General features: G+C 64.2%; 17 protein-coding genes and 1 pseudogene. 15 read left to right on the top strand and 3 right to left on the bottom strand.

Annotation, left to right across the window (positions count from 1 at the left end; translation table 11 throughout):
• From NCR39_RS07585 to phaR, 3 genes and pseudogenes are all read left to right on the top strand, one after another.
• Positions 1-165, top strand: a pseudogene (locus NCR39_RS07585) (acetyl-CoA C-acetyltransferase); the annotation flags it as partial.
• A 68-nt stretch (positions 166-233) separates the two neighbouring features.
• Entirely contained in the window at positions 234-974 is a 741-nt protein-coding gene (locus NCR39_RS07580) for a 3-ketoacyl-ACP reductase (RefSeq protein ID WP_250451647.1), read from the top strand.
• Positions 975-1,134: 160 nt separating this feature from the next.
• Complete coding sequence (phaR, locus tag NCR39_RS07575) at positions 1,135-1,710, top strand: polyhydroxyalkanoate synthesis repressor PhaR (RefSeq protein ID WP_040048397.1); 576 nt, start codon at positions 1,135-1,137, stop codon at positions 1,708-1,710.
• Positions 1,711-2,204: 494 nt separating this feature from the next.
• Here the strand turns inward: phaR and NCR39_RS07570 are convergent, their stop codons facing one another.
• The gene (locus NCR39_RS07570) at positions 2,205-2,621 is read right to left on the bottom strand and encodes a hypothetical protein (protein ID WP_250451655.1); all 417 of its coding nucleotides are present in this window, start codon (positions 2,619-2,621) and stop codon (positions 2,205-2,207) included.
• On the opposite strand from NCR39_RS07570, the gene rimO reads away from it, so the two are divergent.
• From rimO to NCR39_RS07545, 5 genes are all read left to right on the top strand, one after another.
• Positions 2,572-3,909 carry a 30S ribosomal protein S12 methylthiotransferase RimO gene (rimO, locus tag NCR39_RS07565; RefSeq protein ID WP_250451654.1) on the top strand — a complete coding sequence of 446 codons (1,338 nt, stop codon included), beginning with the start codon at positions 2,572-2,574 and terminating at the stop codon, positions 3,907-3,909. The two genes, NCR39_RS07570 and rimO, sit on opposite strands and share 50 nt — an antisense overlap.
• A gap of 3 nt (positions 3,910-3,912) precedes the next feature.
• Positions 3,913-4,857, top strand: a complete 945-nt coding sequence (locus tag NCR39_RS07560; protein ID WP_250451646.1) for a sugar kinase — start codon at positions 3,913-3,915, stop codon at positions 4,855-4,857.
• A gap of 28 nt (positions 4,858-4,885) precedes the next feature.
• Positions 4,886-6,070, top strand: a complete 1,185-nt coding sequence (bktB, locus tag NCR39_RS07555; RefSeq protein ID WP_250451645.1) for a beta-ketothiolase BktB — start codon at positions 4,886-4,888, stop codon at positions 6,068-6,070.
• 22 nt (positions 6,071-6,092) lie between these two features.
• Positions 6,093-6,761 (top strand): hypothetical protein, encoded by a 669-nt coding sequence (locus tag NCR39_RS07550; protein WP_250451644.1) that lies wholly within the window; start codon positions 6,093-6,095, stop codon positions 6,759-6,761.
• Between the two features lie 90 nt (positions 6,762-6,851).
• Positions 6,852-8,045: a cystathionine beta-lyase gene (locus NCR39_RS07545; RefSeq protein ID WP_250451643.1), complete on the top strand. Its 1,194-nt coding sequence runs from the start codon at positions 6,852-6,854 to the stop codon at positions 8,043-8,045.
• 18 nt (positions 8,046-8,063) lie between these two features.
• Here NCR39_RS07545 and serB read toward each other — a convergent pair whose 3' ends face one another.
• Together serB and NCR39_RS07535 are read right to left on the bottom strand one after the other, a co-directional pair.
• Positions 8,064-8,903: a phosphoserine phosphatase SerB gene (gene serB / locus NCR39_RS07540; RefSeq protein WP_250451642.1), complete on the bottom strand. Its 840-nt coding sequence runs from the start codon at positions 8,901-8,903 to the stop codon at positions 8,064-8,066.
• 149 nt (positions 8,904-9,052) lie between these two features.
• Positions 9,053-10,006: a LysR family transcriptional regulator gene (locus tag NCR39_RS07535; protein WP_250451641.1), complete on the bottom strand. Its 954-nt coding sequence runs from the start codon at positions 10,004-10,006 to the stop codon at positions 9,053-9,055.
• A gap of 106 nt (positions 10,007-10,112) precedes the next feature.
• Here NCR39_RS07535 and NCR39_RS07530 point away from each other — a divergent pair, with 106 nt between their 5' ends.
• From NCR39_RS07530 to NCR39_RS07500, 7 genes are all read left to right on the top strand, one after another.
• Positions 10,113-11,129 (top strand): zinc-binding alcohol dehydrogenase family protein, encoded by a 1,017-nt coding sequence (locus NCR39_RS07530; protein ID WP_250451640.1) that lies wholly within the window; start codon positions 10,113-10,115, stop codon positions 11,127-11,129.
• A 163-nt stretch (positions 11,130-11,292) separates the two neighbouring features.
• Entirely contained in the window at positions 11,293-11,847 is a 555-nt protein-coding gene (locus NCR39_RS07525; protein WP_250451639.1) for a DUF6013 family protein, read from the top strand.
• 229 nt (positions 11,848-12,076) lie between these two features.
• Complete coding sequence (gene ku / locus NCR39_RS07520) at positions 12,077-12,982, top strand: non-homologous end joining protein Ku (protein WP_250451653.1); 906 nt, start codon at positions 12,077-12,079, stop codon at positions 12,980-12,982.
• A 52-nt stretch (positions 12,983-13,034) separates the two neighbouring features.
• Complete coding sequence (gene ligD / locus NCR39_RS07515) at positions 13,035-15,812, top strand: DNA ligase D (protein WP_250451638.1); 2,778 nt, start codon at positions 13,035-13,037, stop codon at positions 15,810-15,812.
• Between the two features lie 17 nt (positions 15,813-15,829).
• Positions 15,830-16,036: a hypothetical protein gene (locus NCR39_RS07510; RefSeq protein WP_250451637.1), complete on the top strand. Its 207-nt coding sequence runs from the start codon at positions 15,830-15,832 to the stop codon at positions 16,034-16,036.
• 219 nt (positions 16,037-16,255) lie between these two features.
• Positions 16,256-16,882 carry a biliverdin-producing heme oxygenase gene (locus NCR39_RS07505; RefSeq protein WP_250451636.1) on the top strand — a complete coding sequence of 209 codons (627 nt, stop codon included), beginning with the start codon at positions 16,256-16,258 and terminating at the stop codon, positions 16,880-16,882.
• Positions 16,879-19,269: an ATP-binding protein gene (locus tag NCR39_RS07500; protein ID WP_250451635.1), complete on the top strand. Its 2,391-nt coding sequence runs from the start codon at positions 16,879-16,881 to the stop codon at positions 19,267-19,269. Before NCR39_RS07505 ends, NCR39_RS07500 begins: the two co-directional genes overlap by 4 nt.
• Positions 19,270-19,275: the final 6 nt, after the last annotated feature.

The following is a 19,275-nucleotide window of genomic DNA, read 5'->3' as shown; positions in this document are numbered from 1 at the left end:
GTGAACGGCGGGGCGATTGCGATCGGTCATCCGATCGGCGCATCGGGCTGCCGCATTCTCGTCACGCTGCTGCACGAAATGCAGAAGCGCGATGCGAAGAAGGGCCTGGCGTCGCTGTGCATCGGCGGCGGCATGGGCGTCGCGCTGGCGGTCGAGCGTCCGTAAGGGAACGGCACAGGGGCAAGCGGGCGGCGCGGAGGGGCGCGGCCCGCATAACGAAAAGGGAGTCGGGAATGACGAAGCGCATAGCGTATGTAACGGGCGGGATGGGCGGCATCGGCACGAGCATTTGCCAGCGTCTGCATAAGGACGGCTTCACGGTCGTCGCGGGCTGCGGTCCGAATTCGCCGCGTCGCGTGAAATGGCTCGAAGACCAGAAGGCGCTCGGTTTCGACTTCATCGCGTCGGAAGGCAACGTCGGCGACTGGGAATCGACCAAGAACGCGTTCGACAAGGTGAAAGCCGAAGCCGGCGAGATCGACATCCTCGTGAACAACGCGGGCATCACGCGCGACGTGGTGTTCCGCAAGATGACGCACGAAGACTGGACGGCGGTCATCGACACGAACCTGACGTCTCTCTTCAACGTGACGAAGCAGGTGATCGACGGCATGGTGGAGCGCGGCTTCGGGCGCATCATCAATATTTCGTCGGTGAACGGGCAGAAAGGACAGTTCGGGCAGACGAACTATTCGACGGCGAAGGCCGGCATTCACGGCTTCACGATGGCGCTCGCGCAGGAAGTGGCGACCAAGGGCGTGACGGTGAACACGGTGTCGCCGGGCTATATCGGCACGGACATGGTGAAGTCGATTCGCCCTGAAGTGCTGGAGAAGATCGTGGCGACCATCCCCGTCCGGCGTCTCGGCACGCCGGATGAAATCGGTTCGATCGTTGCGTGGCTGGCCTCGGAGGAATCGGGTTTCGCCACGGGCGCGGACTTCTCGCTCAATGGCGGCTTGCACATGGGCTGACGGGCGGCGGCTGTCGGATGGGCGCCCGGGGCGCCTGTCCGGACGGCTTCTGCTTGCCGGATATATCAATGACGCGGCGACCCGGCAGCAACGCTTTTTTGCGACAACGCAAGACATGCTTGCTGCCATCGCAGTAAAGTCTTGCGTTTAAAGGCGTTCAATGACCACCCCTACGACTACAAAGAAATCCGCTGAGCGACTCATAAAAAAATATCCGAACCGGCGGTTGTATGACACGGAGACGAGCACCTACATCACGTTGTCGGATGTGAAGCAGCTCGTGCTCGATCAGGAAGACTTCAAGGTGCTCGACGCCAAGTCCAACGACGACCTGACGCGCAGCATCCTGTTGCAGATCATTCTGGAGGAAGAGAGCGGCGGCTTGCCGATGTTTTCGTCGGTGATGCTTTCGCAGATCATCCGTTTTTACGGTCACGCGATGCAGGGCATGATGGGTACGTACCTGGAGAAGAATATTCAGGCGTTCATCGACATTCAGCAGAAGCTGTCCGAGCAGAGCAAGGGCATCTACGACGGCAACGCGCTGAATCCGGAAGTCTGGTCGCAGTTCATGAACATGCAGGCCCCGATGATGCAGGGCATGATGACGAGCTATATCGAGCAATCGAAGAACATGTTCGTGCAGATGCAAGAGCAGATGCAGAATCAGGCGAAGACGATGTTCAATACGTTTCCCTTTCCCGGACAGGGGACTTCTTCTGGCGAGAAGAAGTAGGCAAGCGGTTTTATTTCCTGCTTTCGCTCGGGTTCCTGGCGGTTGCTTTTATTCGCGTCGGTCTATTTGGCTGCCCCTCCCCGGGGCGGGGGTCACTTTCTTTGCTGCTGCAAAGAAAGTAACCAAAGAAAGCAGCTTTTCTGGCCCGATGCACTGATTGCCGGGCCACTTCGTAGAGCCAGATTGGCACTCAGCTTGAATCAACCTTGAATCACCTTCCGCGCCCGCTGAGCGCCACGTCATGCGAGCCCCCGGCTCGCCAAAACCAACGGGCGTACGGCGCGACACGTAACGCCAGCCCAACACGGGAGAACGGGCCAACGCAATCAGCGACGCCACGATTTGCGCGTACCGGATCGCTCACGACCGTACGCCCGCCGTGGTGACTGTGAACGGCCTCTTCGAGCCTGCATTGCGTGACGCGTAGTGCCCCGATGGTTTTGTCGAGCCGAGGGGCTCGGAGGACGTGGCGCACAGTGGGCGCGGAGGGTGATTCAAGGTTGATTCAAGCTGAGTGCCAACGTGGTTCTACGGAGTGCACCATCAGAAAACGAAGTGCGGGCGAAAAAGCTGCTTTCTTTGGTTACTTTCTTTGCAGCAGCAAAGAAAGTGACCCCCGCCCCGGGGAGGGGCGAGCTAATAGACCGACGCGAAAACAAGTTCAGCACAAGAGCCCAGTGTGCGGGCGCAAGAACACCCGCAAAGAAAGCCGCCAACCCCATTCCGGTTAAAATAGCGAATTCGCCGCGAGCCAGCGGCCGGCAAAGCACGAGCACGGTTGCAACCGTGCCCATCCCGGATGTCCCCGTGAATACTCCAGCAAAATCCACCGCCAGCGCGGCGCCAGCGCCAAAGATCGGTATGGTCAGCCTCGGCTGCCCGAAAGCCTTGGTCGATTCCGAGCAAATCATCACCCAACTGCGTGCCGAAGGTTACGAAATCTCCGGCACCTATGACGGCGCCGATCTCGTCGTCGTCAACACGTGCGGCTTCATCGACGAAGCCGTGCAGGAAAGTCTCGACGCCATCGGCGAAGCGCTCAGCGAAAACGGCAAAGTCATCGTCACCGGCTGCCTCGGCGCGAAAAAAAGCGCGAGCGGCACCGGCCTCATCGAAGAAGTGCATCCGAAAGTGCTCGCCGTCACCGGTCCGCACGCGACCAACGAAGTGATGAACGCCGTGCACACGCATCTGCCGAAGCCGCACGATCCGTTCGTCGATCTCGTCCCGCCCGCCGGCATCAAGCTCACGCCGCGCCACTACGCGTATCTCAAGATTTCGGAAGGCTGCAACCATCGCTGCTCGTTCTGCATCATCCCGTCGATGCGCGGCGATCTCGTTTCGCGCCCCATCGCCGAAGTCATGCTGGAAGCCGAGAATCTCTTCAAGTCCGGCGTCAAGGAACTGCTCGTCATCTCGCAGGACACGAGCGCGTATGGCGTCGATGTCAAATACCGCACCGGCTTCTGGAACGGCAAGCCGCTCAAGACGCGCATGACCGAACTCGTCGGCGCGCTCGGCGAATTGGCCGCGCAATACGGCGCGTGGGTGCGGCTGCATTACGTGTATCCGTATCCGAGCGTCGATGAAGTCATCCCGATGATGGCCGATGGCGCGCTCAAAGGCCACGTCCTGCCGTATCTCGACGTGCCGTTCCAGCACGCGCATCCCGAAGTGCTCAAGCGCATGAAGCGCCCGGCGAACGCCGAGAAAGTGCTCGAACGCGTGAAGGCGTGGCGCGCGATGTGTCCCGATCTGACCATCCGCAGCACGTTCATCGCAGGCTTTCCGGGCGAAACCGAGGAACAGTTCCAGACGCTGCTCGATTTCATCGCGGAAGCGGATCTGGACCGCGTCGGCTGCTTCGCGTACTCGCCGGTCGAAGGCGCGAGCGCCAACGAACTCGACGGCGCGCTGCCCGACGAAGTGCGCGAGGAACGCCGCGCGCGCTTCATGGAACTGGCCGAGGAACTGTCGGCGAAGCGCATGAAAAAGAAGGTCGGCAAGACGCTGAAAGTGCTCGTCGATGAAGTGAGCGCCGAAGGCGGCATCGGCCGGACGGCGGCGGATGCGCCGGAAATCGACGGCGTCGTCTATATCGCACCGCCCACGAAGGCGTCGAAGCGCTACAAGGCCGGCGATTTCGTCTCGGTCAAGATCACCGGCGCCGACGGCCACGATCTCTGGGGCGAGGTCTGAACAATGACGCCGCTGAACGCACATAAGCCGCAGAACCCGCACATTCTCGCGCTCGGCGAGGCGATGATCGAGTTCAATCAGTCGAAGCGCAATGAACCGGCTTATCTGCAAGGCTTCGGCGGCGACGTGTCCAACTTTCTGATCGCGGCGGCACGGCAGGGCGCGGCAACGGGCTTCGTGTCCGCCGTCGGCAACGATCAGTTCGGGCAGTTGCTGCTCGATTTGTGGCGCGCGGAAAACGTCGATACATCGGCGGTGCGCGTCGATCAGCACGCGCCCACCGGCGTCTATTTCGTGTCGCACGGCGAGAGCGGGCATCGCTTCGACTATCTGCGCGCGGGATCGGCGGCGAGCCGCTATGCACCGTCGGATGTGCCGCTCGATCTGATCGCGAACGCGAAGGTCGTGCATCTGTCCGGCATCAGTCTCGCCATCAGCGTGTCCGCGTGCGATGCCGCGTTCGCCGCCATCGACCACGCGCGCCGGCACGGCGTCAAAGTCAGCTTCGACACGAACCTGCGCCTGAAGCTGTGGCCGCTCGCGCGCGCCCGCGCGGTGATGCTCGAAGCCATCCGCGCGACCGACATCTGCCTGCCGAGTTACGACGACGTGACCGTGCTCACCGGCCACGACGACAAGGACGCCATCGTCGACGCGCTGCTCGCGCTCGGCCCGAAAATCGTCGCGCTAAAGCTCGGCAAGGAAGGCGCGTATATCGCGACGCCGGACGAGCGTCGCGTGGTGCCGGGGCGCGTCGTCAACGCGGTCGATGCCACCGGCGCGGGCGATTGCTTCGGCGGCGCGTTCATCGCGCGCATCGTCGCGGGTGACGATCCGTTCACCGCCGCGCGCTACGCGAACGTGGCGGCGGCTTTATCGACGCAAGGCTTCGGCGCGGTCGCGCCCATTCCGGACCGGGCGACGGTCGAACGGGCGCTCGGCGAATAATCTGAACAAACACAGCAAAGGAGACGACATGAAGCGCGAAGTGGTGGTGGCAAGCGGCGTGCGCACGGCAATCGGCGATTTCGGCGGCGCGCTGAAGGATTTCACGCCCAGCGATCTCGGCGCGCGCGTCGTGCGCGAGGCGCTTTCGCGGGCGCGCGTGGCGGGCGATGAAGTCGGCCACGTCGTGTTCGGCAACGTGATCCAGACCGAGCCGCGCGACATGTATCTCGCGCGCGTCGCCGCGCTCGAAGGCGGCGTGACGCAGGACGCGCCCGCGCTCACGGTCAACCGTCTGTGCGGCTCGGGTTTGCAGGCGATCGTGTCGGCGTCGCAGTCCATCTTGCTGGGCGATGCCGACATCGCCATCGGCGGCGGCGCGGAAAGCATGAGCCGCGCGCCCTACGTGATGCCTGCCGCGCGCTTCGGACAGCGCATGGGCGACACGCGCATCGTCGACATGATGCTCGGCGCGCTCAACGATCCCTTCGACAAGATCCACATGGGCGTGACCGCCGAGAACGTCGCGAACAAGTACGGCATCACGCGCGAGGCACAGGACGCGCTCGCGCTCGAATCGCACCGGCGCGCGGCGAAGGCGATCGAAGCCGGCTATTTCAAGGACCAGATTCTGCCGATCACGCTGGCATCGAAGAAGGGCGACACCGTCTTCGAGCGCGACGAGCACGTGCGCATGAACGCGACCGCGGACGATTTCTCGAAGCTCAGGCCCGTCTTCGCGAAGGAGAACGGCACGGTGACGGCGGGCAACGCGTCGGGCATCAACGACGCGGCGGCGGCCGTCGTGCTGATGGAACGTGGCGTCGCGGAGAAGCGCGGCCTGCAGCCGCTCGCGCGCCTCGTCGCGTACGCGCACGCGGGCGTCGATCCGAAAATCATGGGCATCGGCCCCGTGCCGGCGACGCAAAAGGTGCTGGAGCGCGCGGGCCTCACCGTCGACGATCTCGACGTGATCGAAGCCAACGAAGCCTTCGCCGCGCAAGCGTGCGCCGTCACGCAGCAATTGAAGCTCGATCCCGCGAAGGTCAATCCGAACGGCTCGGGCATTTCGCTCGGCCATCCGATCGGCGCGACGGGCGCGCTCATCACGGTGAAGGCGCTGTACGAACTGCAACGCATCGGCGGGCGCTACGCGCTGGTGACGATGTGCATCGGCGGCGGTCAGGGCATCGCGGCGATCTTCGAGCGCATTTGAGGTGGTATCGAAGGAAGGAAGCATGAAAGAAGCAAGGAAGCGCCGGGCGGTGTCGGCCCGGCTGACGATCATGGCGGCGGCATCGGCGATGCTCGCGCTCGCGGGCTGCAATTCGCCGATGCCGCCGGATACGGCGTCGAATAGTGGAAGCAGCGTCGTCCCGAAGGGCGAGTCTCACGGCGCGGACGAAGCCATCCGCACGCTCGCCCTGCCGCCGCAAAAGCCGCTCGCGCCGAATCCGGAATACGCGCGCTTTCCCCGCTATGTCGGCACGCTCGGCGGCAGGCAGATCGAGATGAAGCTCGGCGCGAAAACCGACGAGCCGTCCGGCGTGCATGGCGAATACCGCTTCGCGGGCAGTCCGTCGGTGATTCTCGTCGCCGGCGACCGTGACGGCGAGACGCTCGAAATCGAGGAATCGAACGACGGCACGCATATCACGGGCAACTGGGTCGGCAAGTTCGAGGCGGATGGCAGCGTGTCCGGCGAGCGCATGGACCCGGACGATTCCAACGCGCAGCCGTTCGAACTGCGGCCCGCCGTCGCCGGCGCGAAGCTGCCGCCTTTGCCTGCCGCGGGCGTTGCTGGCAATTCGCCCCGCAGTCCCGCGCCGTCGCTCGAACCCGCGCCGCCGCCTGCGCCTCGTCCGAACGCGGTCGGCGGCACGAGCAACGTGATCATCGGCGAATAAATAGGCGTCTTTCATGCGACCGGGCGCCGCCGGGAACGCGGGCGGCGCCTGTCTTTTTCATCCCCATTCTTCAACACCGCTTTTCACGCCATGACCGATTCCAGCAGCCAGGACCGCGACCTGCAAACCCGCATCGTGCAGCCAGACGATCGCATCACGCCCGGCTTCGAGTCGTTCGCGGTGCCGGTGGCGCGTGCATCGACGGTCGTGTTCCCCGATCTCGCGACCATGCGCGCGCTCGTCTGGAGCGACGATTCCAAGTGGCGCTACGGCCTGCACGGCACGCCGACGACGATCGCGCTCGCGCAACGGCTGGCCGCGATCGAAGGCGGCGAATACGCGCTGTTGCAGCCGTCGGGTCTGGCGGCGATCTCGAACGTGTACTTCGGGCTCGTCAAGGCGGGCGATCACGTGCTGATTCCGGACAACGCGTACTCGCCGAATCGCGAGCACGCGGACTGGCTCGCCGCCGACTTCGGGCTGGAAGTCAGCTATTACGATCCGATGGCAGGCGCGGGCATCGCCGATTCGATCCGTCCGAACACGAAGCTCATCTGGCTCGAAGCGCCCGGCTCGGTCACGATGGAAGTGCAGGACGTGCCTGCAATCGTCGCGGTTGCGCGCGCGCGCGGCATCGTGACGGCCATCGACAACACGTACTCGGCGGGGCTCGCGTTCAAGCCGTTCGAGCATGGCGTCGACATTTCGGTGCAGGCGCTGACGAAGTATCAGTCGGGCGGCAGCGACATCCTCATGGGCGCGACCATCACGCGCGATGCCGAACTGCACAAGAAGCTCAAGCGCGCGCGGATGCGGCTGGGCGTGGGCGTCTCGGCCGACGATGCATCGCTCGTGCTGCGCAGCCTGCCGTCGATGAAACTGCGCTACGAAGCCCACGACCGCTCGGCGCTCGCGCTCGCGCGGTGGCTGAAGACGCGGCCGGAGGTATCGGCGGTGCTGCATCCGGCTATCGAGGATTGTCCCGGCCATGCGTTCTATGAGCGGGATTTCGCGGGCGGCGCGGGCGGTTTGTTCTCGATCGTATTCGATGCCCGCTACACCGCGGCTCAAGTGGATGCGTTCGTGGAATCGCTGGAACTGTTCGCGATCGGCTGGAGCTGGGGCGGCGCGCACAGCCTCGCGATGCCGTACAACATTCGCTCGATGCGCACCGCGTCGCAGTGGCCGCATGAAGGCGTGCTGGTGCGGCTTTATATCGGCCTGGAAGACGAGGCCGATCTGCGCGCGGATATCGAAGCCGCGCTCGTCAAGGCGCTCGGCTGAGCGCCTTGACGGGTTGCGTCAGAACAAGCGAAGCAGCCCGTCCAGTCCCACGAAATTGAACGCGACGCTCGCGGCCTGACGCACGACCGGCTTCGCACGGAACGCCACCGACAATCCCGCTTCGGCCATCATTTTCAGGTCATTCGAGCCGTCGCCCATTGCAATGGCGCGCTGCGGCTCGATGCCGATCTTCTCGCACGTCTCACGCAGCGTGCGCGCCTTGACTTCCGCATTCACGATCTCGCCGATGACCTTGCCCGTCAGTTTTCCATTGACGATTTCGAGCGTGTTCGCGCGCGTGTAGTCGATGCCGAGCCGCGCCTTCAGCCGCTCGGTGAAGAACGTGAATCCGCCGGAAACGAGCAGTGTCTTCAGACCGGCGGCGCGGGCGCCTTCGAGCATGCGCTCGGCGCCGGGCGAAAGCCGCAGGCGTTCCTCGTAGACGCGTTCGAGCGCGCTCGCGTCCAGGCCTTCGAGCAGCGCGACGCGGCGCGTCAGGCTTTCGTTGAAGTCCTTGATCTCGCCGCGCATCGCCGCTTCCGTGATCGCCGCGACTTCCGCTTTCAGACCACAGAAATCCGCGATTTCGTCGATGCATTCGATGGTGATGAGCGTCGAGTCCATGTCCATCGCGACGAGGCCGAAGTCCGAAAGCTGCGACTGCGGTTTCACGAACGCATAGTCGAGCGCATGCGTGCCGCAATAAGCATCGATGTCGGGACGCTGCAGCGGATCGGCGTCGATGAAGCGCAGCAGCGTATCGTCGATGCGCGCCGTTTCGCGGGAGCGGGCGAGGGCGGCGAGCGGCTTGACGTGCGCATCGGAGATCGGGGCGGGGCTTTGAATGACGAGGTTCATCGAAGGCGGTGCGGTGTGCGGTGTGCGGTGAGTGCGCGGGAAACGGCTATTGTACGGGGCGCGGTGTGACTTTTTGAGATCGCTCGGGGCAGTGGCCGATTGCATTTTGCATGCATCATGCAACGTGCCGCATGCAAAATGCCAAGCGGCTAGCGCTGCACCCGCTCCGGCTCCAGATCCCAATAAGGCGGCTCCCCGAACCGCTCCGCGAGGAATTCGATGAACGCCAGCGTCTTCGGCGGCACGAACGCCCGGCTCGGATACACCGCCCAGATCGCGACGGTCTGCGCGAGCGGATAGTCATCCAGCACGGTCACGAGTTCGCCGCTCGCCAGCAGCGGCGCCACGCTCCACGTCGATTTCAGTCCGATGCCGATGCCCGCCGCGAGCGCATCGCGGAGGACTTCGCCGTTGTCGGTCACGAGCCGGCCCGACACGCGCACTTCCATGACGCCCGTCGGCGTGACGAAACCCCAGTCGCGCTGGTCCGCGAGAATCACGCATTCATGATGCGCGAGATCGGCCGGATGCCGCGGCGTGCCGTGCTGCTCCAGATAAGCCGGCGACGCGCACAGCACGCGTCGATTGCTCGCGAGCTTGCGCGCGATGAGCGTCGAATCCTTCAGCGCGCCGATGCGGATCGCAAGATCGATCCCTTCATCCACGAGATCGACGATCTGATCGGTCATGCGCAGATCCACGGAAACGCCGGGATACCGTCGCAGGAAGTCGGGGATCAGCGGCGAAATGTGCTGCCGCCCGAGCGATGACGGCATCGTCACGCGCAGCCGTCCATGCGGCTCTTCGAGCGCCCGCCCGACCGATGCGCGCGCCGCTTCCGCCGCGTCGAGCAGACCGCGCGCGTGCGTCGCGAAGATTTCGCCTTCCTGCGTGACGCTCACGCGTCGCGTCGTTCGATGCAAAAGCCGCGCGCCCAGCATGCGCTCCAGTCCCGCGATGCGCGCGCTCGCCACCGCCGGCGACAAACCGAATTCGCGCGCCGCCGACGACAGATTCGCGAGCGCGGCGGCTCGCATGAAAAGCGCCACGTCGAGAAGATCGAGCCTGTCTCGCGCGTCGGCCGCCAGGAAGTCGCCCGCCATTCGATGGATTTTCCGAAAAATGTTTCAACGATTATCGCGGTTTTTTGCATACCGCATGCAAGTTAAGATGCGCGCATCGTTCACGTATTGCTACAAGGAGCCACTCATGAAAGCCATCGGCCTGACGCGCTATCTTCCGATTTCGAATCCCGAATCGCTCGTCGATATCGAATTGGACAAACCGACGCCCACGGGCCGCGATCTGCTCGTGAAAGTGGAAGCGATCGCCGTGAATCCGGTCGACACGAAAGTGCGCGCGCCGAAGGATAAGGTCGAGGAAACGCCGCGCGTGCTCGGCTGGGACGCGGCAGGCATCGTCGAGGCGGTCGGCCCGGACGTCACGCTCTTCAAGGCGGGCGATGCCGTCTACTATGCGGGCGACATCACGCGTCAGGGCGCGAACAGCGAATTCCATCTGATCGACGAACGCATTGTCGGCGCGAAGCCGAAGTCGCTCGATTTCACGCACGCGGCGGCGTTGCCGCTCACGACCATCACCGCGTGGGAAGCGCTCTTCGACCGCCTGAAGGTCTCGGCCGAAGGCAAGGACGCGGGCAAGACCGTGCTAATCGTCGGCGGCGCGGGCGGGGTCGGGTCCATCGGCATTCAGTTGGCGAAGCAGGTCGCGAAGCTGCATGTGATCGCGACCGCGTCGCGGCCCGAATCGGCGAAATGGGCGACGGAACTGGGCGCGGACCGCATCGTCAATCACTTCGAGGACATCCCGAAGCAACTGAAGGACGCGGGCATCGGCCAGGTCGATTACGTGCTCATTTTCAACGACACCGACAAGCATTTCCCCGCCGCCGCCGAAGTCGTGAAGCCGCAAGGCGCCATCTGCACGATCGTCGAGAACGCGCGGCCGCTCGCCATCGATCTTCTCAAGGCGAAGAGCGCCGCGTTCCATTGGGAGTTCATGTTCACGCGCGCGATGTTCCAGACGCCCGACATGATCGAGCAGCACAAGCTGCTGTCCGAAGTGGCGCGGCTGATCGACGCAGGCACGATCCGCACGACGCTCGGCAAGAACATCGGCAAGATCGATGCGGCCAATTTGCGCGAGGCGCATCGCCTTCTGGAAGAAGGGCGCGCAATCGGCAAGCTCGTGCTCACCGGCTTCTGAAACGGGCTTTCGAAACGATCAGGTGCTTCGTTTTGCCGCGCGTCCGCCTCGGGTTTTCCATGACGAAGGCCGGGCACGCGCGGCGCTAGACTGACTCCGCCTTAAGCCGATCCGGCGTGCGTTCTGCCGGATCATCATCGAGTGCTTATCACGGAGGTGCCGGATGAATCGACGTTCGAACGCAGGCCGCCACGCCATCGCAGCCGTGCTCGCGACGAGCGTGCTCGCGACGGCGCATGCGACGCCCGGCATCAAGGTTCTCTCCGAAGCGCCCAACGACGGCCCGATCAAGTACACGGTCAAGATGGCGTCGAAGACCTTCGGCAACGAGCAGGAAACGCGCACGATCCGCTCCGGCCAGACCGATGACTTCACCTGGCAAGGCGCGGCGCCGAGCGGGGCGCAGCCGGTGCCGGACGCGTGTCCGCAGATCGGATCGGTGCCGCGCAGCGCGGAAGGAATGGCCGTGCGGCAAGTGCAGATCCGCTTTGCGCCGGTCGTCGCGGATAACGGCGTGGCGAACGTGCAGATCAGCTTCCGTGCGTATGCGCCGAAGGGCACGAGCAAAGTCACGGTGGGCGGCAAGACGCTGCAATGTCCCGCCGATAATCATCTGAGCCAGATCGTCCGCTTCTCGATGCCCACGTCCACCGGTTCAAAGAAAACCGTCACGCTCGATGACGGCACGCAATTGACCGTCACGGCTAGCCGCAAGTAACTCACCGCGTTATATCGGATCGACAGAAGGGCGCGTCTGCGTCCACCGCTAGCATGCAACTAACGGTCGAATTTTTTAAGCCCAATCTTTTCGACGCCGTACGCTAAAACGCCGATGCTCGCGGGTCAGCGAGCAGGCACGTACATGGCACGCTTCCTGCGACGCCTCACGATGCGCAATGCGCCGCATCGGGCGCATCATCGACCATTCCGATAGCGAGGTAATCGCGATGCCGCACATGATCTGGAAAGGCGCGATCAGCTTCGGGCTGGTCCACGTGCCTGTGCAACTCTATCCGGCCACGCAGTCGGAGAAAGTCGGCTTCAATCTGCTCGACAAGCGCTCGATGGATCCCATCGGCTACAAGCAGATCAACAAGAACACCGGCAAGGACGTCACGCGCGACAACATCGTGCGCGGCTTCGAATACGAGAAGGGCAAATACGTCGTGATGACCGATGCCGAGATTCGCGCGGCCAATCCCGAATCCACGCAAACGGTCGACATTCTCTCGTTCGTCGATGCCCCCGAAATCTCGTTCCTCTCGCTCGATACGCCGTACTACCTCACGCCCGATCGCAAGGGCGAGAAGGTCTATGCGCTCCTGCGCGATGCGTTGAAGGATACCGGCAAGGTCGGTATTGCGAGCGTCGTGCTGCACAACAAGCAGCATCTCGCCGCGCTCATTCCCGTGGGTCCCGCGCTCGCGCTCAACACGCTGCGCTGGGGCGACGAAGTGCGCGATTTCACCGAATTCAAGTTCCCCGACGAGGACACGAAGAAAGCCGGCGTCACGACGAAGGAACTGGATATGGCGAAGCGCCTCATCGACGACATGAGCGATTCCTGGGATCCGGCGAAGTATCACGACACCTTCCGCGACGACATCATGAAGCTCGTCGATCAGAAAGTGAAGGAAGGCAAGATCGCGGAAGTGATGAAGTTCGAAGAAGGCGGCGAAGAGAAGGCGAGCGCCGACATCCTCGATCTTTCCGAACTGCTCAAGCGCAGCCTGAAGAGCGGCGGCGCGACGAAGAGCGGCAAGGCATCGCCGTCGAAGGCGGATGCGGGCGACGATGCCGCCGAAGAACCCGCGCGCCCGGCCCGCAAGACGGCGCGTCGCAAGCGCGCGTGACAAGCGCGGCGCATCGCATGGAAAAGGCACCGGCAAAGGAGCATTCACGACGATGACCGGCAAGCTCGAAACCTATCAACGCATGCGGCGTTTCAACGAGACGCCGGAGCCGTCGGGCGAAAAGGCCGCCGCGCGCAAGACGCCGCGCGCGAAGAAGACGACGAAAAAGGCCGCAGCGCAGGCGCTTTCCTTCGTGATCCAGGAACACGACGCGCGCCGCCTTCACTACGACTTCCGGCTCGAACTCGACGGCACGCTCAAGTCGTGGGCGGTGCCGAAGGGACCGAGTCTCGATCCATCGGTGAAGCGGCTCGCCGTGCATGTCGAAGATCATCCGATCGACTACGGCTCGTTCGAAGGCGATATCCCCGAGGGCAATTACGGCGCGGGGAGCGTGATCGTGTGGGATCGCGGCACGTGGGCGCCGCAGACGGGCACCGCCGCGGACGCCTCGCGCGATTACGAGAAAGGCAAGCTCAAGTTCGTGCTCGACGGCGATAAGCTGCACGGCGGCTGGACGCTCGTGCGCAGTCACATGCGCGGCAGCGGCGACAAGGAGCAGTGGTTCCTCATCAAGGAACGCGACGACGAAGCGCGGCCCGAATCCGAATACGATGTACTCCTGAATAAACCCGGCAGCGTGCTTTCCGATTCGCTCGGCGCGCGGTTAGAAAGCGGCGAGCTGCGCGATAGAACCGAGCGCAAGGCGAAACCGGCGGCGCGCCGGACCGCGCCGCGTCCCGCGAACGAGAAGGGCGATGGCCACGCGCATCCGGATATCGTCGCGACGCGCAATGCGGAATCGCTGCGGGCGCTGTCGCACGATCCGGCGATAGAAGGCGCGACGAAGGCGAAGCTTCCCGCGCTGCTGAAGCCGCAACTGGCCACGCTCGTCGACGCCGCGCCGCCCAGCGATGATTGGGTGTACGAAATAAAATTCGACGGCTATCGCGTGCTGGCGCGCATCGAGCGATCGGGCAACAAGCGCGATATCCGCATCTACACGCGCAACGGCAACGACTGGACCGCCAAGTTTCCGAAGCAGGTGAAGGCGCTGGAAAAGCTGGATATCGAAAGCGGATGGCTCGATGGCGAAGCCGTCGTGCTCGACGATCGCGGGCTGCCGGATTTTCAGGCGCTGCAAAATGCGTTCGATGTCGGCCGTCCGCAAGACATCGTCGTGTACTTCTTCGACCTCGTCTATCTCAATGGCTACGACCTGCGCAACGTGCCGCTCGTGCAGCGGCGCGCGTTATTGAAGGCCGTCGTCGAACCCGTCGACGATCCCGCGTTGCGCTATTCCGAAGACTTCGCTTTCAGCGCAGACGATCTGCTCAAGAGCGCGTGCGACATGTCGCTCGAAGGGATCATCGGCAAGCGGATCGACAGCACGTATGTCTCGGGGCGCAGCAATTCGTGGATCAAGCTCAAGTGCCGGCGCAGGCAGGAGTTCGTCGTGTGCGGCTATTCGGAGCCGACGGGCAGCCGCGCGCAGTTCGGCGCGCTGCTGCTCGGCGTGTACGACGCGAAGGGCAAGCTCCAATACGCGGGGCGCGTCGGCAGCGGCTTCGATCACGCGACGCTCGTCGCGGTGAAGAAGGAACTCGACAAGCGCGAAACGGATCGCATGCCTTTCGAGCGCGAGCCGCAAGAGCGCAGCCGCACGCCCGTGCATTGGGTGAAGCCCGAACTCGTGGCCGAATGCAATTTCGCGGAATGGACCAAGGAGCGCATCGTGCGACAAGCATCGTTCGTCAGTCTGCGCGACGACAAACCGGCGCGGCAGATCGTGAAGGAAGAGCCGGCATCGGCGAAGAAGGTCGAAGCGGAAGTCGAAGAGACCGCCGCGAAGCCGAAGGCGCGCAAGACGGCGTCGGCGAAAACTGCCGCTAAAACCGCTGCAAAAACCGCATCGAAGGCGCGCGCGAAAGCCGGCGCGAGCGAAGTGGAAGGCGTGAAGATCAGCCATCCGCATCGTGTGATCGACAAATCGACGGGTCTCACGAAGTTGGACGTCGTCGAGTATTACGCGTCGATCGCGCAATGGATGCTGCCGCATTTGCAGGATCGCGCGGTGTCGCTCGTGCGCGCACCGGACGATATCGGCGGCGAACTGTTCTTTCAGAAGCACAGCGCGCGACTCGCCATTCCGCACATCACGCAGCATCCCGACGCCGATCCCGGGCATCCGCCGCTTCTGACCGTCGAGTCCGCGCAGGCGCTCGTCGGCACGGCGCAGATGGGCACCATCGAATTGCATACGTGGAACGCGGTGGTGTCGAACATCGAGAAGCCGGATCGCATGGTGTTCGATCTCGATCCGGGCGAAGGCGTCGGCTGGGATCGCATGCTCGAAGCGGCCACGCTCACGCGCGACCTGCTTCAGGAACTCGGCCTCGCGTCGTTCTGCAAGACGAGCGGCGGCAAGGGCGTGCATGTGGTCGTGCCGCTCGCGAAACAGGCCGGCTGGGACGAGATGAAGGGCTTCTCGCAAGCGGTCGCGCAGCACATGGCGAAGACGCTGCCGAAACTGTTCTCGGCCAAGATGGGCATGCAGAACCGGCGCGACAAGATTTTCATCGACTATCTGCGCAACAATCGCGGATCGAGCACGGTGTGCGCTTTTTCGCTGCGCGCGCGGCCGGGCTTGGGCGTATCGATGCCGATCGGTTGGGACGAACTCGCCGATACGAAGAGCGGCGATCAATGGAACATCGGCAACGCGCGCGAACGCATGGAAGCGCTCGCCGCCGATCCGTGGGAAGGCTACGCGAAGCAGCGTCAGCGGCTCACGGTGCAGATGAAGAAGCGGCTGGGTATCGGAAAATAAAAGTTAAGGAGTTCACGATGAAGCAAACGAAGGACGCACCGAAGGACGGCCGCAGAGAAGACGCCGACAAGCCGCTCTTGCCGCACGAAGCGGATCAGACCGCGGAGTCGCAGCATGAAGAAGCGCCGCGCGATGTCGGCAAGCAGGCGCATGAAGACATCGAACGCGGCCTCGTCGATACGGACCGGCGCAGCAATCTCGACGGCGACGCGTCGCTCAAGTAATGAACCGGACGGTGAGTTTTGGAAGGAAAGGCACGCGTCGTGCATGACACGGCAGTGGCCGGTTGCGTAGAATGAATCTCTATTCATGAAAGGGGCGCGATGCCGCGCTCTTCTTACCGATCCGGCCGCAAAGCACGCATCCATCCGGTAATCCCTTCCGATCAGCGGGCCTTTCGCTGCATCGACGGAATCTCGGCATGCAAGCCACACAATCGAACGATGCAACACACTCTTCTGTCACGCCTGAAGAACGATACCGCCGTGTGCCACGCGCGGCTGGAGAACGCACTCGATCTGATGCGCGACGACCTCCAGCGCGACGACTATATCGCGCTGCTACAACGCTTCTACGGCTACGTTGCGCCGTGGGAGAACGCAATCGGCGCGTGCATGCCCGCGTCGCTGCGCGCATTTTTCGACGAGCGCCGCAAAGCGCCGCTGCTTGCCGCCGATATCGCGGATCTCGCCGCGCTGACGGGCGAACGCGTCGCGCCTGATGCCGTGCCGCACGCCGACGCGCTCGCCGACTTGCCGCGCGTCGACGATATCGGCGGCGCGTTCGGATCGATGTACGTGATGGAAGGCTCGACGCTCGGCGGCCGCTTCATCGCGCCGCATGTCGCGCGGTTGCTGGACCTGCCGCAGGGCATCGGCAATACCTATTTCGACGGCTATGGCGCGCGCACCGGCAGCATGTGGAACGCGTTTCGCGAAACCGCCGCCGCCTCGGTTCCCGAAGCGCAATACGACGCGGCCGTGAGCGCGGCCATCGACACGTTCGAAACCTTGCACGCGTGGCTGTGCTCGTCGCTGGAAACGCCGGCGGCATCGGGAGCCGCCGCATGAGCGATTTTCCCGGCGCGCCGCGCGCACCGAACGAGGCCGAGGCCCGCAGCGCAGGTCCGCCCGATGCCGAAGCGCGCCGCCGCACGCTGAGTTCGGGCGTCGTCGGCGAGGATTGCGGCGCGGAGCCGATCCACATTCCCGGCGGCATCCAGCCGCACGGCTTTCTGCTCGTGCTCGACGAACGCGGCGCGCAAGCCTGCGACCCGCGCATCGTGCAGGCGAGCGAGAACGTCGCGGCGCTCACGGGCGAAAGCGTCGAAACGCTGCTCGGCAAGCCGCTAGACGCGCTGCTCGGGACGGCTGAAGCGCGCCGCATCGCGCAGGCGGCATCGACGATGGAAGTCGACGACGCACCGCTCTACGTCGGCGCGATGCACAAGCTTCCGGGCGCGCGCGAATCCACGCGGCTCGACGTGACGATCCATCGCCACGACGGCGCGCTGATCGTGGAAATGGAAGCGGCGTCGCAGTCGGGCGAATCCGCGTTTTCGTCGATGTATCCGCTCGTGCGCACGTTCGCGCGCGGTCTGCAGGACGCGGAGACGGTGCAGGAGCTGGCGGAACTCGCGGTGCGCGAAGTGCGCGCGATCAGCGGCTTCGGCCGCGTGATGCTCTACAGCTTCGACGCCGAAGGGCGCAGCCACGTGCGCGCCGAAGATCGCGACGAGCGCTACGCGTCGTTCCTGCATCAGTTCTTCCCGGCGTCCGACATTCCGCCGCAGGCGCGCGCGCTGTATCTGCGCAACCGTATCCGCCTCGTCGCCGATGTCGACTATGTTCCCGCGCGGCTCGTGCCCGAGCGCAATCCGGTCACGGGCCGTCCGACGGACCTGACCTACGCCGCGCTGCGCAGCTTCTCGCCGGTGCATCTCGAATACATGCGCAACATGGGCACGCACGCGTCGATGTCGGTGTCGATCGTCGTGCGCGGTAAGCTGTGGGGCCTCATTTCCTGCCACGATCACGACCCGCGCCTGGTGCCGTTCAGCACGCGGCTCGCGATCGAGCATCTCGGGCACATGCTGTCCTTGCAGATCGAGGCGAAGGAAGAGCGCGCCGAAGCCGAATATCTCGCCGAATTGCGCCGCACGATGGCGCGCCTGATCGCCGCGATGGGCGAGCAGGAGAACTTCGTCGCCGGGCTGCGCGGCGTGCCGAACGACGTGCTGGGCTTCGCGCGTTCGGCGGGCGCGGCTATCGTCGTGAACGATCAGGTCACGCTGATGGGCGCGACGCCCGACAAGGACACCGTGCGCGCGCTCACCGACTGGCTCGCGGAGCACACGTCCGGCGTCTGGGCGACGGATTCGCTCGCGCGCGAATGGCCGCCCGCGAAGGCGCACGAGGACAAGGCGTGCGGCGTGCTCGCGGTGCCGGTGTCGCAAATTTTCCGAAATTATCTGCTCTGGTTCCGCCCCGAGCGGATGCAGACCCTCAAGTGGGCCGGCGAGCCGGTCAAGCTGCGCGGCGCGGACGGCGCGAGCGCGCCGCGCACGAGCTTCAGCCCGTGGCTCGAAACGGTGCGCGGACATTCCGCGTCGTGGCGGCAGGGCGAGCTGGAAATCGCGAGCGAATTGCGCGGGGCGCTGCTCAACATCGTGCTGCGGCGCGCGGAAGAGCGCGCCGAACTCGCCACCGAACTCGCGCGCGCGAACAAGGAACTGGAAGCGTTCTCGTATTCGGTGTCGCATGACTTGCGCGCGCCGCTTCGGCATATCGCCGGATACGGAGACCTGCTGCGCGAGCAGGAAGGCGAGCGCATGTCGGAGAAAAGCCGGCGCTTTCTCAACAACATGCTGGATTCGGCGCGTTTCGCGGGCACGCTCGTCGACGATCTGCTGACGTTCTCGCAAATGGGCCGCGCGGCGCTGCGTCCCGCGCCGGTCGATCTCGCGCCGCTCGTGCGCGCGATCGTGCAGGAATTCGAGGCGGACACGGCGGAGCGGCGCATCGAATGGGACATCCGCGACTTGCCGCGCGTGACCGGCGATGCGGCTTTTCTGCAACTCGCGCTGCGCAACCTCATTTCGAACGCGGTGAAATATACGAGAACGCGGGAATCGGCGAAAATTGAGATATTCGCGACCCGCAGCGGCGATGAGCACATCGTCGGCGTGCGGGACAACGGCGTCGGTTTCGACATGAAGTACGGAGCGAAGCTGTTCGGCGTGTTCCAGCGGCTGCATCGCGCGGAGGAATTCGAAGGAACGGGGATCGGGCTCGCCAACGTGCGGCGTATCGTCGAACGACACGACGGGCGCACGTGGGCCGAAGGGCGGCTGGGAGAAGGCGCGACGTTCTACTTTTCCCTGCCGGTCGAGTTCCAGAGCGTGACGGGGCGCGAAGCCCGCCCGTATTCCGGCGCGCCGCATTCGCCGCGTCAGTAACGAAGT

It is taken from the genome of Caballeronia sp. ATUFL_M2_KS44 (genome assembly GCF_023630965.1).
Taxonomy (GTDB): Bacteria; Pseudomonadota; Gammaproteobacteria; order Burkholderiales; family Burkholderiaceae; genus Caballeronia; species Caballeronia concitans.
The sequence above is the reverse complement of the archived record's forward strand: the minus strand, read 5'-3'. Positions and strand labels throughout refer to the sequence as shown.